Source organism: Streptomyces antnestii, from assembly GCF_004005495.1.
GTDB lineage: Bacteria > Actinomycetota > Actinomycetes > Streptomycetales > Streptomycetaceae > Streptomyces > Streptomyces antnestii.
This window is the reverse complement of record NZ_RZYA01000006.1, coordinates 293,927-309,909: the sequence shown is the minus strand read 5'-3', so window position 1 is coordinate 309,909 and position 15,983 is coordinate 293,927. Positions and strand designations below refer to the sequence as shown.

Annotated in this window: 12 protein-coding genes and 1 pseudogene; 12 read left to right on the top strand and 1 reads right to left on the bottom strand. The window is 71.5% G+C overall.

The features are described 5' to 3' along the window. Nucleotides 1-32: 32 nt before the first annotated feature. The 8 genes and pseudogenes from EOT10_RS15980 (at nt 33) to EOT10_RS15945 (ending at nt 9,943) form a co-directional block, all read left to right on the top strand. Nucleotides 33-1,385, top strand: coding sequence for a nitrate/nitrite transporter (locus EOT10_RS15980; protein WP_127828855.1), 1,353 nt, complete (start codon nt 33-35; stop codon nt 1,383-1,385). 230 nt (nt 1,386-1,615) lie between these two features. Further along, nucleotides 1,616-2,743, top strand: a pseudogene (locus tag EOT10_RS15975) (uroporphyrinogen-III synthase); the annotation flags it as partial. 135 nt (nt 2,744-2,878) lie between these two features. Beyond that, a complete protein-coding gene (locus EOT10_RS15970) occupies nt 2,879-3,496 on the top strand; it encodes a CGNR zinc finger domain-containing protein (protein WP_127828853.1) in 618 nt (205 codons plus the stop codon). A gap of 173 nt (nt 3,497-3,669) precedes the next feature. After that, nucleotides 3,670-4,245: a sigma-70 family RNA polymerase sigma factor gene (locus EOT10_RS15965; RefSeq protein WP_127828852.1), complete on the top strand. Its 576-nt coding sequence runs from the start codon at nt 3,670-3,672 to the stop codon at nt 4,243-4,245. Beyond that, a complete protein-coding gene (locus EOT10_RS15960; RefSeq protein ID WP_127828851.1) occupies nt 4,242-5,039 on the top strand; it encodes an anti-sigma factor family protein in 798 nt (265 codons plus the stop codon). Before EOT10_RS15965 ends, EOT10_RS15960 begins: the two co-directional genes overlap by 4 nt. Nucleotides 5,040-5,120: 81 nt before the next feature. Further along, on the top strand, nt 5,121-7,517 hold the full coding sequence (locus EOT10_RS15955) for a HelD family protein (protein WP_127828850.1): 2,397 nt from the start codon (nt 5,121-5,123) through the stop codon (nt 7,515-7,517). Nucleotides 7,518-7,930: 413 nt separating this feature from the next. Next, nucleotides 7,931-9,364: an NAD-dependent malic enzyme gene (locus EOT10_RS15950; protein WP_127828849.1), complete on the top strand. Its 1,434-nt coding sequence runs from the start codon at nt 7,931-7,933 to the stop codon at nt 9,362-9,364. Nucleotides 9,365-9,661: 297 nt separating this feature from the next. After that, a complete protein-coding gene (locus EOT10_RS15945) occupies nt 9,662-9,943 on the top strand; it encodes an HU family DNA-binding protein (RefSeq protein ID WP_030680681.1) in 282 nt (93 codons plus the stop codon). A 227-nt stretch (nt 9,944-10,170) separates the two neighbouring features. Here EOT10_RS15945 and murA read toward each other — a convergent pair whose 3' ends face one another. Beyond that, nucleotides 10,171-11,511: a UDP-N-acetylglucosamine 1-carboxyvinyltransferase gene (gene murA, locus EOT10_RS15940; protein ID WP_127828848.1), complete on the bottom strand. Its 1,341-nt coding sequence runs from the start codon at nt 11,509-11,511 to the stop codon at nt 10,171-10,173. 337 nt (nt 11,512-11,848) lie between these two features. Here murA and EOT10_RS15935 point away from each other — a divergent pair, with 337 nt between their 5' ends. The 4 genes from EOT10_RS15935 (at nt 11,849) to EOT10_RS15920 (ending at nt 15,926) form a co-directional block, all read left to right on the top strand. After that, the gene (locus EOT10_RS15935) at nt 11,849-12,448 is read left to right on the top strand and encodes a YqgE/AlgH family protein (protein ID WP_127828847.1); all 600 of its coding nucleotides are present in this window, start codon (nt 11,849-11,851) and stop codon (nt 12,446-12,448) included. A 53-nt stretch (nt 12,449-12,501) separates the two neighbouring features. Next, a complete protein-coding gene (locus EOT10_RS15930; RefSeq protein WP_100593929.1) occupies nt 12,502-12,789 on the top strand; it encodes a DUF3039 domain-containing protein in 288 nt (95 codons plus the stop codon). Nucleotides 12,790-12,956: 167 nt separating this feature from the next. Further along, on the top strand, nt 12,957-14,711 hold the full coding sequence (locus tag EOT10_RS15925; protein WP_127828846.1) for a beta-N-acetylhexosaminidase: 1,755 nt from the start codon (nt 12,957-12,959) through the stop codon (nt 14,709-14,711). Nucleotides 14,712-15,041: 330 nt separating this feature from the next. Then, complete coding sequence (locus EOT10_RS15920; protein ID WP_127828845.1) at nt 15,042-15,926, top strand: FAD binding domain-containing protein; 885 nt, start codon at nt 15,042-15,044, stop codon at nt 15,924-15,926. Nucleotides 15,927-15,983: the final 57 nt, after the last annotated feature.

Genomic DNA, 15,983 nt, shown 5'->3' with positions numbered 1-15,983 from the left:
TCAGCCGCGAACCGTGACCCTGGAGGCGTGTGATGGCAGCCCGGAGTTGGATCCAGAGGTGGGACCCGGAGGACGAGAGGTTCTGGTCGGAGGAGGGCGGCGAGTCGGTCGCGCGGCGCAACCTCGCCTTCTCCGTCCTGTCCGAGCACATCGGGTTCTCGGTCTGGAGCCTGTGGTCGGTGATGGTCCTGTTCATGGGGCCCGAGTACGGCATCGACCCGGCCGGGAAGTTCTTCCTGGTCTCGATGGCCACCCTGGTGGGCGCGGTCGCGCGCGTGCCCTACACGTTCGCCGTCGCCCTGTTCGGCGGGCGGAACTGGACGGTGATCGCGTCGGCCATGCTGCTCGTCCCGGCCGTCGCGGCGTTCGCCGTGATGAAGCCGGGGACCTCGTACACGACCTTCATGGTGTGCGCGATGCTCACCGGTGTCGGCGGCGGCAACTTCGCCTCGTCGATGACGAACATCAACTCGTTCTTCCCGCTGCGCAAGAAGGGCTGGGCGCTCGGCCTGAACGCGGGCGGCGGCAACATCGGCGTACCCGTCGTCCAGCTCGCCGGGCTCGCGGTGATCGGTGCGAGCGGCGGCCCGCGCGTGCTGCTCGGGATCTACATCCCGCTCATCGTGGTGTCGGCGGTCTGCGCGTTCCTGTTCATGGACAACCTCGCCACCGTGAAGAACGACACCGGCGCGGCGAAGGTGGCCGCGCGCGACCCGCACACGTGGATCATGTCGTTCCTGTACGTGGGGACGTTCGGGTCGTTCATCGGCTACAGCTTCGCGTTCGGGCTCGTCCTGCAGACGCAGTTCGGCAGGACACCGCTGCAGGCCGCGTCGATCACATTCATCGGGCCGCTGCTCGGGTCCCTGATCCGGCCGGTCGGCGGCCGGCTCGCGGACCGGTTCGGCGGGGCGCGCATCACGCTGGGGAACTTCGTCGCGATGGCCGCCGCGACCGCCGTGGTCGTCCTCGCGTCGACCCAGAAGTCGCTGCCGCTGTTCACGACGGCGTTCATCGCGCTGTTCGTGCTCACCGGGCTCGGCAACGGGTCGACGTACAAGATGATCCCCGGCATCTTCCAGGCCAAGGCCCTCGTCAAGGGGCTCACGGGGGAGGAGGCGGCGGCGTACGGGCGGCGGCTCTCCGGGGCGTCGATGGGCCTGATCGGGGCGGTGGGCGCGCTCGGCGGGCTCGGCATCAACCTCGCGTTCCGCCAGTCCTTCCAGACCGCCGGCACCGGCACGTCGGCCTTCGTCGGCTTCCTCGTCTTCTACGCGGTGTGCTTCGCCGTCACATGGGCCGTATACCTTCGACGTCCGGCCCGCAGTGCGGCACCCGAGCCGGCCACGGAGGCGAAGCCCCAGCTCAGCTACGCCGAAGTGTGACGCCCGGGCGTGCCGCCGGGGTGTGACGTAACACCGTCGACATCGGGGTGAACCGAGCCTGTCACGGGATCTTGACAGGCTCGGTCGACCCCGGCACGACCCATCGAGCGGGACGAGATCAAGCCATGCACGACGCACAGCACAGCCACCCTGCGGGAACGACGGGAACGACGGGAACGACGGGAACGTCGGGAACTGCGGGAACGACGGGAACTGCGGGAACCACGGGACAGCACGGCCCCTTGGCGGGCTTCACCGTGGGCGTGACCGCCGCCCGCCGCGCCGACGAACTCGGCGCGCTCCTCCAGCGGCGCGGCGCCGCCGTCCTGCACGCGCCCGCTCTGCGCATCGTCCCGCTCGCGGACGACGGCGAACTCCTCGCGGCGACCAAGGAGATCGTCGGCCACGTGCCGGACGTCGTGGTCGCGACCACCGCCATCGGGTTCCGCGGCTGGATCGAGGCCGCCGACGGCTGGGGCCTCGGCGAGCGTCTGGTCGACCGGCTGCGCGAGGTGGAACTGCTCGCGCGCGGGCCCAAGGTCAAGGGCGCGATCCGGGCCGCCGGGCTCACCGAGGAGTGGTCCCCGTCGTCCGAGTCGATGGCCGAGGTCCTGGAGCGGCTCCTCGACGAGGGCGTCCAGGGCCGCCGGGTCGCCGTCCAGCTGCACGGGGAGCCGCTGCCCGGCTTCGTGGAGGCGCTGCGCGAGGCGGGCGCCGACGTCGTGGGGGTGCCGGTGTACCGGTGGATGCCGCCGGAGGACATCGGGCCCGTCGACCGGCTCATCGACGCGACGATCGGGCGGGGCCTCGACGCGCTCACGTTCACCAGCGCGCCCGCGGCCGCCTCCCTGCTCTCCCGGGCCGAACTGCGGGGACAGCTCCCGGAGTTGCTGGCCGCGCTGCATCACGACGTCGTGCCCGCCTGTGTCGGTCCCGTCACCGCGCTGCCGCTCCAGGCGCACGGTATCGACACCGTCCAGCCCGAGCGCTTCCGCCTCGGCCCGCTCGTCCAGCTGCTGTGCGCCGAACTCCCGGGCAGGGCCCGTACGTTGCCCGTCGCCGGACACCGCGTGGAGATCCGTGGGCAGGCCGTCCTCGTCGACGGTGACCTGCGGCCGGTGCCTCCCGCCGGGATGTCGCTCCTGCGCTGCCTCGCGCGCCGCCCGGGCTGGGTGGTGGCCCGCTCCGAACTCCTTGCCGCGCTGCCCGGCGCGGGCCGCGACGAGCACGCCGTGGAGACGGCGATGGCCAGGCTGCGTACGGCACTCGGCGCGCCGAAGCTGATCCAGACGGTGGTCAAGCGGGGCTACCGCCTCGCGCTCGACCCGGCGGCGGACGCGAAGTACGCGGACGGGTGAGGGGCGGTGTGGCCGGTGCAGGCGGTGCGGGTCACATACATCGTGCCGGCGTGACCCGGTCCGGCCTGTGAACCCTTCGTGTGCGGCCCGGTACCAGGGGTTCCGGCCGCGCGCGCGGCCGGGCACTGTAGGGACATGGCATCGCCATCGGCATCTGCACCGGTATCGACAGCGGCACCGGTATCGGCCTCGGGCGAGCTGCGCTTCGACTCCGGACGCAGCTCGCTCGACCTCCTGACCACGGCGCACCCCGAGGAACGGCTCGACTCGGTGGTGCGGCTGCGGGCCTGGCTGGTCGGCTCAGGGCTCGTGCCCGCCGACACCCCGCTGCGCGGCGCCGGCCCGGCCTGGCTCGCCGCCGTGCGGGAACTACGGGACCACATCGAGCAGTTGGTGTGCGGCGAACTCGACGGCAGGCCGGCGCCCGCCGCCCTGGAGCGGGTCAACGCCCTCGCCCGCTGCGCCCCGCCCGCCCCGTGCGCGATCCGCCGCGCCGACGGCACCCTCGACCGGGCCCTGCACGCCGATCCCGGCTGCCGCGAGCTCCTGGCAGCCGTCGCCCGGGACGCCGTGGAACTCCTCACCGACCCGGCCGCCCGCTCCTGCCTGCGCCGCTGCGAGGGCGACAGCTGCCCGATCATCTATCTCGACACGTCCCGGGGGCGCCGCCGCCGCTGGTGCTCCAGCGAGGTCTGCGGCAACCGCGAACGGGTCGCGCGGCACCGCCGCAGGGCGGCGCTCGCCCGCACCTGAGGGCTCCCGCACCTGGGGCCCCGCACCTGAGAGCTCCCGCGCCCACTTTTTCTGCATGTCCTCACGGTCCCGTTGAACAGATCGCGGGCCGCGTACGTACGGGAGGGCGTCCGGCCGGGAGGTGACACCGCCGGATCTCCCGAACATCCGAGAACGGGACAGCGGAGGCCGACTTGCGCAAGGATTCCGCCGTGGCCGATGAACGCCCGCCCAGGGCACGACATCGCGCGCCGCAGCGTCCCGGACCCGACGAGGAGCTGATGCGCGCGCTCTACCGTGAGCACGCGGGTCCCCTTCTGGCGTATGTGCTCAGACTGGTGGCGGGAGACCGGCAGCGCGCGGAGGATGTCGTACAGGAAACGCTCATCCGTGCCTGGAAGAACGCCGGTCAGCTCAACCGGGCGACCGGTTCGGTACGCCCCTGGCTGGTGACGGTCGCCCGTCGCATCGTCATCGACGCCCACCGCAGCCGGCAGGCCCGGCCGCAGGAGGTCGACCCGTCGCCGCTGGAGGTCATCCCCGCGGAGGACGAGATCGACAAGGCGCTGTGGCTGATGACGCTGTCGGACGCGCTCGAAGACCTGACGCCCGCCCACCGTGAAGTGCTGGTCGAGACGTACTTCAAGGGGCGTACGGTCAACGAGGCGGCCGCGACACTCGGTATCCCCAGCGGAACGGTGCGCTCACGGGTGTTCTACGCGCTGCGTTCCATGAAGCTGGCGCTGGAGGAACGGGGGGTGACGACATGAGTGCCTCGTACGACGACTACGGACCGCACGGGTCGGGTGACGTGCACGAGACCGTCGGAGCCTATGTGCTCGGCATCCTCGACGACGTCGAGGCGAGCGCCTTCGAGGCCCATCTGGCGGGCTGCGAGCTGTGCGCGCGCCAGCTGGACGAGTTCTCCGGCATGGAGCCGATGCTCGCCGCGCTCGCCGACATCCCCGAGCCGCAGGGCACCCCCGCCAGGGAACGCGTCGGCGCGCAGCTCGGCGCCCGGCCCAGCGACCAGCTCGCCGACCGGCTCTTCACCGAGGTGGCGCAGCAGCGGGCGAGCAAGCGGCGGCGCGGGATGTACCTGGTGGCGGCGGCCGCCGCGCTGATCGTCGGCGGACCGCTGACGGTGCTGGCGGTGAACAGCGGCGGCTCGGGCAACGTCGCCGAGGCGCCGCACCCCACCAGCTCGGCCGCGGCCTACTTCAGCCAGATGCCCGACAAGGTCAGGGCGACCGACGCGGGCACGAAGGTGACCGCCACCATCGGCATGGAACCGAAGGCCTGGGGCACCCAGGCCGTCCTGGAACTGAAGAACGTCAAGGGCCCGCTGAAGTGCTCCCTGATTGCGGTCGGGAAGAACGGAACGCGCGAGACGGTCACCACGTGGGCCGTCCCGACCTGGGGATACGGCATCGCGAACAGCAAGCACGAAGCGGCGAAATACCCCCTGTACGTGCAGGGCGGCGCCGCGCTCGCGCCCAACGCCATCGACCACTTCGAGGTCCGTACTCTCGACGGCAAACAACTCGTCGAGGTCGACGCGTAGCCCCGGCGGCCGGACGCGTAGCCTCCCGGGCCTCCCTTCGCGTACCTTTGACGGCTGCCCAGCACGTCAGAAGGGGGCCCGGTGGCCGCTCAGGCTCATCAGCAAACCGCGCTCGACCAGGACCGCGATTCCGTACGGGACCGCGAGACCGGTATCGAACAGGAACACCTCGACCAGGTGTACCGCCGTCTTGAGGAGAAGATCCACGAGGCGGAGTTCCTGATGAACGACGCGGCCAAGCGAGGGCAGGTCGGCACCCCCGGCGCCCTCGCGGAGCGCGACGCCCAGGTGTTCCGCGCGGGGATCCACCTCAACCGTCTCAATAACGAGTTCGAGGACTTCCTCTTCGGCCGTATCGACCTGCTGCCCGGCAAGGACGGCAAGAAGGGCCCCGACGGCGCCTACACGGCCGTGGAGCCCGCCGAGGGAGCCGTCCGCGAGGACGCGGACGGGAAGAGGACCGCCGACATCGCCGAGACCCTCCACATCGGCCGGATCGGCGTCCTGGACGCCGACTACTCGCCGCTGGTCATCGACTGGCGCGCGCCGGCCGCCGCGCCCTTCTACCGCTCGACCCCGGTCGACCCGGGCCGGGTCGTACGCCGCCGCGTCATCCGCTCCAAGGGCCGCAAGGTGCTCGGTGTCGAGGACGACCTCATGCGCCCCGAGCTGACCGCGTACCTCGACGGCGAGCGGCTGCCCGTCATCGGCGACGGCGCCCTGATGGCCGCCCTCGGCCAGGCCCGCAGCCACACCATGCGCGACATCGTGGCGTCCATCCAGGCCGAGCAGGACCTCGTGATCCGGGCCCCCGCCGCCTCGGTGACGTACGTGGAGGGCGGTCCCGGCACCGGCAAGACGGCCGTCGCCCTGCACCGCGCCGCGTATCTCCTCTACCAGGACCGCCGCCGGTACGCGGGCGGCATCCTGATCGTCTCGCCGACCCCGCTCCTCGTCGCCTACACCGAGGGCGTCCTGCCGTCGCTCGGCGAGGAGGGCCAGGTCGCGATCCGCGCGGTGGGCTCGCTGGTCGACGGGGCCGAGGCCACGGTCTACGACTCCCCGGCGGTGGCCCGCGTCAAGGGCTCCTCGCGGATGCTGAAGGTCCTGCGCAAGGCCGCCCGCGGCGCCCTTGAACTGGGCACGCCCGCGAAGGAGGCGAACAAGGAGGCGAAGACGGGCCAGCTGGCCTTCGGCGAGGAGCCCGAGGACGACAAGCAGGCCCCCGCCGAGCAGCCCACGCGCCTGCGCGTCGTCGCCTTCGGCCGCCGCCTCGAACTGGAGGCCGCCGACCTGAACCGGATCCGCCAGAACGCGCTGAGCGGCACCGCCCCCGTCAACCTCCTGCGCCCGCGCGCCCGCAAGCTCCTTCTGGACGCCCTGTGGTCGCAGTCCGGCGCGGGCACCCGCCACAGCGACCCGGAACTCGCCGCGGAGCTGCGTTCGTCCTTCGACGACGACATCACCTCCGAGGACGACTTCATCCGCTTCCTCGACGCGTGGTGGCCCGAGCTGACCCCGCGCGGGGTCCTCTCCGCGATGGGCGACGAGCGCCGCCTCGGCCGCTGGGCCCGGCGCATCCTCAACCCCGGCGAGGTCCGCAAGGTCGCCCGCTCCCTGCGCCGCGACGCCCTCTCGGTGCACGACGTGGCGCTCCTCGACGAGCTGAACGCGGTCCTCGGCACGCCCGTACGCCCGCGGAGGAAGCGCGAGTACGACCCGCTCGACCAGCTCACCGGACTCGACGAGCTGATGCCCACGCGCGAGGAGACGCAGTTCGAGCGCGCGGAGCGCCTGGCCCAGGAGCGCACCGAGTACGCGCACGTCATCGTCGACGAGGCGCAGGACCTCACGCCCATGCAGTGGCGCATGGTCGGCCGCCGAGGCCGGCACGCGACGTGGACCGTCGTCGGCGACCCGGCCCAGTCGTCGTGGTCGGACCCCGACGAGGCGGCCGAGGCGCGCGACGAGGCGCTCGGCTCCCGCCCGCGCCGCCGCTTCACCCTGACGGTCAACTACCGCAACCCGGCGGAGATCGCCGAGCTCGCGGCGAAGGTGCTGGCGCTCGCCATGCCGGGCTCCGAGTCCCCGTCGGCCGTTCGTTCCACCGGCGTGCGCCCCCGGTTCGAGGTCGTGCGGGACGGACTCGGGCCGAGCGTCCGCGAGGCGGCGGAGCACCTGCTGGCCCAGGTCGACGGCACGGTGGGCGTCGTCGTGGCGATGAACCGGCGGGACGAGGCGGCGCGCTGGCTGGCCGGGCTCGGCGACCGCGTCGTGGCGCTCGGCAGCCTGGAGGCCAAGGGCCTGGAGTACGACGCGACGGTCGTCGTCTCGCCCGCGGAGATCGCCGACGAGTCCCCGGCGGGACTGCGGGTCCTGTACGTGGCGCTGACCCGCGCCACCCAGCAGCTCACGGTCGTCTCGGGCGCCCGGGACGAGCCGGACGCGGACGGGGTGCCGGATCTGCTCCGCGACTGAGCCGGCAACTGAGTCGGCGACCGAGTTGGCGACGGGGGAATTGCCTTACGGGGATCCTTTGTTACCGTTGACGTGACACCGGCTCGATCCAAGCCCCCGGGCCCAACCTTCGTCGCTACGAGCGACCACTTGCCGCGAGGCGAGCATGGCGGGCCGGTGCCATCTACGTGAGAAGAGGTCCACGTCACCCCGGTGACGTGGACCTCTTTCTGTTTCCCCGAACTTCTCGTATGGTGGAAACAAGTTTCCGAAAGTGAGTATCCCGGGTGCCGCGCAGGCGTCGGCCGGGTGCTGGCCGGGCGGTGAACAAAACGTTCGCAATCCGGGGCGGCTACCACGTACTCGGCGGTAGGTGCGACGATCGGACGGAAAAACAGCAGCAGTAGCGACGGTGAAAGCAGAGGAATCCGGCCATGGCAACGGCGCCCAGCGTCTCCTACTCGATGACGGTTCGCCTTGAGGTGCCCGCCAGCGGAACAGCGGTATCCCAGATCACCACGGCCGTCGAGTCCCACGGAGGCTCGGTCACCGGCCTCGACGTGACGGCGTCCGGCCACGAGAAACTCCGCATCGACGTCACGATCGCGGCGACCTCCACCGCCCACGCCGACGAGATCGTCGAGCAGCTCGGGGACATCGAGGGCGTCACCCTCGGCAAGGTCTCCGACCGTACGTTCCTGATGCACCTCGGCGGCAAGATCGAGATGCAGTCCAAGCACCCCATCCGCAACCGTGACGACCTCTCCATGGTCTACACGCCGGGTGTGGCCCGCGTCTGCATGGCGATCGCCGAGAACCCTGAGGACGCCCGCCGTCTGACGATCAAGCGCAACACCGTTGCGGTCGTGACGGACGGCTCCGCCGTGCTCGGCCTCGGCAACATCGGCCCGATGGCCGCCATGCCGGTCATGGAGGGCAAGGCGGCCCTCTTCAAGCGCTTCGCCGACATCGACGCCTGGCCGATCTGCCTGGACACCCAGGACACCGACGCCATCGTCGAGATCGTCAAGGCGATCGCCCCCGGCTTCGCGGGCATCAACCTGGAAGACATCTCCGCCCCCCGCTGCTTCGAGATCGAGGCCCGCCTGCGCGAGGCCCTCGACATCCCCGTCTTCCACGACGACCAGCACGGCACGGCCATCGTCGTCCTCGCCGCCCTGACGAACGCCCTGCGCGTCGCGGGCAAGGCGATCGGCGACATCCGCGTCGTCATGTCCGGCGCGGGCGCGGCCGGTACGGCCATTCTCAAGCTCCTGATCGCGGCCGGCGTCAAGAACGCCGTCGTCGCCGACATCCACGGTGTCGTGCACGCGGACCGCGAGGACCTGGTAGACGCCGCCGCCGGCACGCCGCTGCGCTGGATCGCCGACAACACGAACCCCGAAGGCCTCACGGGCACGTTGAAGGAGGCCGTGCGCGGCGCCGACGTGTTCATCGGCGTCTCCGCCCCGAACGTGCTCGACGGCGACGACGTGGCGGCCATGGCCGAGGGTGCCATCGTGTTCGCGCTCGCGAACCCCGACCCCGAGGTCGACCCCGCAATCGCCCGTCAGACGGCGGCAGTTGTGGCCACGGGCCGCTCGGACTTCCCGAACCAGATCAACAACGTGCTGGTGTTCCCGGGCGTCTTCCGGGGCCTCCTCGACGCCCAGTCGCGTACCGTCAACACGGAGATGATGCTGGCCGCCGCGACCGCTCTGGCGGACGTGGTGAGCGAGGACGAGCTCAACCCGAACTACATCATTCCGAGCGTCTTCAACGACAAGGTCGCGGGCGCCGTCGCCGGAGCGGTGCGCAACGCCGCGAAGGCCGCCGGCGCCACTGTGACAGGCGCCACGGCCTCCTGAGGCCCGGCGCGTCGCGGAATGCGGGGCCCCCGGCCGCCCTCTAGGGTGGCCGGGAAGCACGGCCCTGACCCCGCCCCATTCCGGGACGGCGCCGCATTTCGTGTGACCCCCAAGGGCGCCGGATTGGCTTTCCCGCCGCTGGTGGGGGCAGGATGCGTCTTCGGGCGCGAGGGTCTGAAGACGGACCCGGGTCCGGGGCCTGACCAAAGACCCTGGCAGCATCGGCTTCGCTGTGCCCAACATGCGGCTCCGCCGCGTGGCACGCCTCAATGGCAAGAAGAACACGGGAGTACAAACATGAACCGCAGTGAGCTGGTGGCCGCGCTGGCCGACCGCGCCGAGGTGACTCGCAAGGACGCCGACGCCGTGCTGGCCGCGTTCGCCGAGACCGTCGGCGAGATCGTCGCCAAGGGCGACGAGAAGGTCACCATCCCCGGCTTCCTGACCTTCGAGCGCACGCACCGTGCCGCTCGCACCGCCCGCAACCCGCAGACCGGCGAGCCGATCAACATCCCGGCCGGTTTCAGCGTGAAGGTGTCCGCGGGCTCCAAGCTCAAGGAAGCCGCCAAGGGCAAGTAACCCTTACGGCAAGCGCGAGGGGCGGTACCCGTTTCTGGGTACCGCCCCTCGTGGCGTTCTGGGTGAGCGTGTGCGTCTGCGGGTGCGCTGTGGCTGGTCGCGCCCCGCGGCGGAGCCGCTAATGACACAGCCCCGCGCCCCTTGAAGGCTGCGCGCAGCGCATGCCTTCAAGGGGCGCGGCGAACTGCGCGACCAGCCCCCACCGGGCCCGCAGACGCAAACAGGCCCTAGCCCAGCGCCTTGCCAGGCAGCTCGACCTTCGCGCCGAGCTCGACCAGCTTGTCCATGAAGTTCTCGTAACCCCGGTTGATCAGATCGATCCCGTGCACCCGGCTGGTCCCCTGCGCAGCCAGCGCAGCGATCAGGTACGAGAACCCACCACGGAGGTCAGGAATGACCAGGTCGGCCCCCTGCAGCTTCGTCGGGCCCGACACGACCGCGGAGTGCAGGAAGTTGCGCTGGCCGAAGCGGCAGTCGGAGCCGCCCAGGCACTCGCGGTAGAGCTGGATGTGCGCGCCCATCTGGTTCAGCGCGGACGTGAAGCCGAGCCGGGACTCGTAGACCGTCTCGTGGACGATGGAGAGGCCCGAGGCCTGCGTCAGGGCGACGACGAGCGGCTGCTGCCAGTCGGTCTGGAAGCCGGGGTGGACGTCCGTCTCCAGGGCGATCGACTTGAGCGAGCCGCCGGGGTGCCAGAAGCGGATGCCCTCGTCGTCGATCTCGAAGGCGCCGCCGACCTTCCGGTACGTGTTCAGGAACGTCATCATCGAGCGCTGCTGGGCGCCGCGGACGTAGATGTTGCCCTCGGTCGCCAGCGCGGCCGACGCCCACGACGCGGCCTCCAGGCGGTCCGAGAGGGCGCGGTGCGTGTAGCCGCCGAGCTTGTCGACACCGGTGACGCGGATGGTGCGGTCGGTGTCCATCGCGATGATCGCGCCCATTTTCTGCAGAACGCAGATCAGGTCCTCGATCTCCGGCTCCACGGCCGCGTTCGACAGCTCCGTGACGCCCTCGGCGAGGACGGCCGTGAGCAGGACCTGCTCGGTGGCGCCCACGGAGGGGTAGGGGAGGCGGATCTTGGTGCCGCGCAGCCGCTGCGGGGCCTCCAGGTACTGGCCGTCCGCCCGCTTCTCGATCGTCGCGCCGAACTGGCGCAGCACCTCGAAGTGGAAGTCGATCGGCCGGCCGCCGATGTCGCAGCCGCCCAGGCCCGGGATGAACGCGTGACCGAGCCGGTGAAGCAGCGGGCCGCACAGCAGGATCGGAATGCGCGAGGAGCCCGCGTGCGCGTCGATGTCCGCGACGTTCGCGCTCTCGACGTGCGACGGGTCCATGATCAGCTCGCCCGGCTCCTCGCCGGGACGGACCGTCACACCGTGCAGCTGCAGGAGGCCGCGCACGACGCGGACGTCACGGATGTCCGGGACGTTGCGCAGCCGGCTCGGGGCGCTGCCGAGCAGCGCGGCGACCATGGCCTTGGGCACGAGGTTCTTCGCGCCGCGGACACGGATCTCGCCCTCCAGCGGGGTTCCGCCGTGGACAAGCAGTACATCGTCGGTGACGGTCATGAATCTCGCGTTCCGATGAGATGGACAGGACAGATGGGCAGGACCGCAGGGCGGAGCCTTCGGGCGAGGCCTTTCGGCGAGGCTTTCGGGCCGGGCCCTGGGCGGACCAAGGCATAAGCGTAAGGGCCGCCTACCCCCCTTCCGTAAGCCCAAGTGCGGAGGGAGGACGTCATGACTTCGCTACAACACGAAATGTGGCTAAACGGGCGCGGAGGGTCACGCTCCGGGGGCCTCGCGCGGCGCACGCCCCGGGCGCGCACGGCCTGTCTGAGCTGCGGGCACCCGGTTAGCGCCATTGACTCCCCGCTCGGCGGCAAGATGCGGGATCATGTCTGGCATGACCGAGGTGTCCTCGCTCACAGGGCGGCTGCTCGTGGCCACACCCGCCCTGACGGACCCGAATTTCGACCGGGCGGTCGTGCTCCTCCTCGACCACGACGAGGAGGGCTCGCTGGGCGTCGTCCTCAACCGGCCCACGCCGGTGGGCGTCGGCGACATCCTGGAGGGCTGGGGCGAGCTCGCCGGCGCTCCGGGCGTCGTCTTCCAGGGCGGACCGGTCTCGCTCGACTCGGCGCTCGGCGTCGCGGTGATCCCCGGCGACGAGGGCACCTCCCAGGGCGCCCGGCTGCGTTCCGGCGGCGCGGACCCCATCGGCTTCCGCCGGGTGCACGGCGCGATCGGCCTCGTCGACCTGGAGGCCCCTCCGGAACTGCTCGCCGCCGCCCTCGGCTCGCTGCGCATCTTCGCCGGGTACGCGGGCTGGGGTCCGGGGCAGCTGGAGTCCGAGCTGACCGACGGTGCCTGGTACGTCGTCGAGTCGGAGCCGGGCGACGTCTCGTCGACGGAGCCCGAGGGGCTGTGGCGGGCGGTGCTGCGGCGCCAGCGCAGTGAGCTGGCGATGGTGGCGACGTATCCGGACGATCCCTCGCTCAACTGACCCCGTCCGAGGCCGCTGACTCTTCCCCGCGCGCTTCAGTACCCTTGGCACCTATGAGCACTCTTGAGCCCGAGCGCGGGACAGGTACGGGGACCCTCGTAGAGCCGACGCCTCAGACGTCGCACGGTGACGGCGACCACGAGCGCTACGCCCACTACGTCCAGAAGGACAAGATCATGGCGAGCGCCCTCGAGGGGACGCCCGTCGTCGCGCTCTGCGGCAAGGTGTGGGTGCCGGGCCGGGACCCGAAGAAGTACCCGGTGTGTCCCATGTGCAAGGAGATCTACGAGTCCATGGGCGCCGGCGGCGACAAGGACAAGGGTGGCAAGGACAAGAAGTAGCGGCGGCGGCTCATGAGTTTCTGAGTCTGCTGTGTGAGGCCCCTGGGTGCGTGCGCCGGCGCGCGCCGGGGGCCTTTGTGCTCGGCTTTCTGTACTGTGCCGGGACCGTTTTTTGTACTGTGCCGGGACCGTTGCCCTAGTGGTCTGGACCTCTTAGCCTCGTCCGTGTGTCAGTGACTTCGGCAGAACTCGTTCCCGCACCCCGCCGCACGACGGCCGGCGACGGCCACCACGAACTCGGCGACACCACCGCCCTCACCGCCGGACCCGGCACCGAGGGCGTCGCCCGCTGGCTGCGCTCGACGGTCGGCGCGGCCACCGGCCTCGCCCTTCCGGAGCGCCCGGGCGACAGCCCCGGCATCGTGCTGAGCGTCGACCCCGCGCTCGCCCCGGAGGCGTACCGCCTCACCGTCGACCCGCACACCGTCCGTATCGAGGGCGGCAGCGCGGCCGGCGTCTTCTGGGGAGCCCAGACGCTGCGTCAGCTCCTCGGCCCCGACGCGTTCCGGCGCGCGCCCGTCGACCGCGGCCGGAAGTGGACGGTCCCCGAGGTCGTGATCGAGGACGCGCCGCGCTTCTCCTGGCGCGGCCTCATGCTCGACGTCTCCCGCCACTTCATGCCCAAGGACGGGGTCCTGCGCTACCTCGACCTGCTCGCCGCGCACAAGCTCAACGTCTTCCACTTCCACCTCACCGACGACCAGGGCTGGCGCATCGAGATCAAACGCCACCCGAAGCTCACGGAGCAGGGCGCGTGGCGCGCACGCACGAAATTCGGCCACCGCGCCTCCCCGTTGTGGGACGAGCGGCCGCACGGCGGCTACTACACGCAGGACGACATCCGCGAGATCGTCGCGTACGCCGCCGAGCGCCACATCCGCGTCGTCCCCGAGATCGACGTCCCCGGCCACTCGCAGTCGGCCATCGCGGCCTACCCGGAACTCGGCAACACCGACGTCGTGGACACCACTTCACTCACCGTCTGGGACAACTGGGGCGTCACCCCGAACGTGCTCGCGCCCACCGACCACACCCTCCGGTTCTACGAGGGCGTGTTCGAGGAGATCCTCGACCTCTTCCCGGCCGACGTCTCGCCGTTCGTCCACATCGGCGGCGACGAGTGCCCCAAGGACCAGTGGAGGCAGTCGCCCGCCGCACAGGCCCGCATCGCCGAACTCGGCCTGAAGGACGAGGACGAGCTCCAGTCCTGGTTCATCCGGCACTTCGACACCTGGCTCGCCGAGCGCGGCCGCCGCCTCATCGGCTGGGACGAGATCCTCGAAGGCGGGAGTCGAGCCGAAGGGCGCGCCCCTGTCGAAAGCGACGAGGAGGAGGGAGCGCAGCGACCGCTCGACGAGGAGTTTCGACAGGGGACCCGAGCGCCCGGAGGCGAGACGACGGAATTGGGCCTCGCGCCGGGCGCCGCTGTCTCGTCCTGGCGCGGCTACGAGGGCGGCATCACCGCCGCCCGCGCGGGACACGACGTCGTCATGTGCCCCGAGCAGCACGTGTACCTGGACCACCGTCAGGCGCCGGGCGACGACGAGCCGATGCCCATCGGATGGGTCCGCACCCTCGAGGACGTCTACCGCTTCGAGCCCGTTCCGCCGCAGCTCACCGCGGAGGAGGCGCGGCACGTCCTCGGCACCCAGGCCAACGTGTGGACCGAGGTGATGGACAGCCAGGCCCGCGTCGACTACCAGGTGTTCCCGCGCCTGGCCGCCTTCGCCGAGGTCGCCTGGAGCACCCTGCCCGCCCCCGCCGAGCGCGACTTCCCCGCCTTCCAGCGGCGAATGACCGCCCACTACGGCCGACTTGACGCACTCGGCGTCGACTACCGTCCGTCCACGGGCCCCCGCCCGTGGCAGCGGCGACCCGGGGTGCTCGGACGCCCGATCGAGGGGGCGCCCCCGAACGTGTGAGCCGCCCGCCGTACGCGTGCCCCGGGGCCCCGGCCCTGGGACCGTGGATGCGCAAGAAAAAGCACGAGGAAAACCATGAGGAAAACCACCGAAGAGTGGCAATGCGCGCCGACGGGTGACCAGGGGCCAAAACGGTTCATCTCCCTGATCCCCGGGGCGAAAGCCTCCTAGCGGACCCCCTCGCCGGGCCCCCGGGAAGATGTGCCAGAGTTGCCACGTCCGGCCTGTCAGCACGTACCGTACGGCGGAGCAGGCGTAACGGCGCGAACGGCGGCTCACCGACCGAAGCCGCCGGGCGGAAGTGCCGGACATCGGGAAGGGGCAGCCGGTTTGACCACGCACGCAACGCAGGCCGTGACGCTCCCGGGCTCGCTGGACGAGGCCGTGGCAGCACTCGCCGCCATGCCCGCCGCGGTACCGGTCGCGGGCGGCACCGACCTCATGGCCTCGGTCAACGCCGGGCTCCTGCGCCCCGCCGCCCTCGTCGGACTCGGCCGCATCAGCGAGATCCGCGGCTGGCAGTACCAGGACGGCCACGCGCTGCTCGGCGCCGGCCTCACCCACGCCCGCATCGGACGCCCCGACTTCGCCGCGCTCATCCCGGCCCTGGCCGCCGCCGCGCGCGCCGCGGGACCACCCCAGATCCGTAACGCGGGCACCCTCGGCGGGAACATCGCCTCCGCCGCCGCGACCGGCGACACCCTGCCCGTGCTCGCCGCCCTCGAAGCCACGCTCATCATCGCGGGGCAGGGCGGGGCGCGCCGCGAGGTCCCCGTGTCGCACCTGCTCGCGGGCATGGAGATGCTCAGCCCCGGCGAGCTCATCGGCTTCGTACGGGTGCCGCTGCTGCACGCTCCGCAGACCTTCCTCAAAGCCACCGGGCGTACCGGCCCCGGGCGCGCACTCGCGTCCGTCGCGCTGGTCGTCGACCCGGCCCGACGCGGCGTGCGGTGCGCGGTCGGCGCGATCGCGCCCATGCCGCTGCGGCCCCTGGAGGCCGAGCAGTGGGTGGCCTCGCTCATCGACTGGGACGGCGAGCGGACGCTCGTACCCGAGGCGCTGACCGCGTTCGGCGAGTACGTCGCCGCGGCCTGCATCCCGGAGCCCGCCCCGGCCCCGGACGGCACGCAGGAACAACTGCCGCCCGCCGTACTGCACCTGCGGCGCACGGTCGCCGCGCTGGCCCGACGTGCACTTGGGAGGGCGCTGTCGTGACGGACGAGCACAACCAGGGTGGCCACGGAGGTCACCAGGACCCTTATCGGGCAGGCC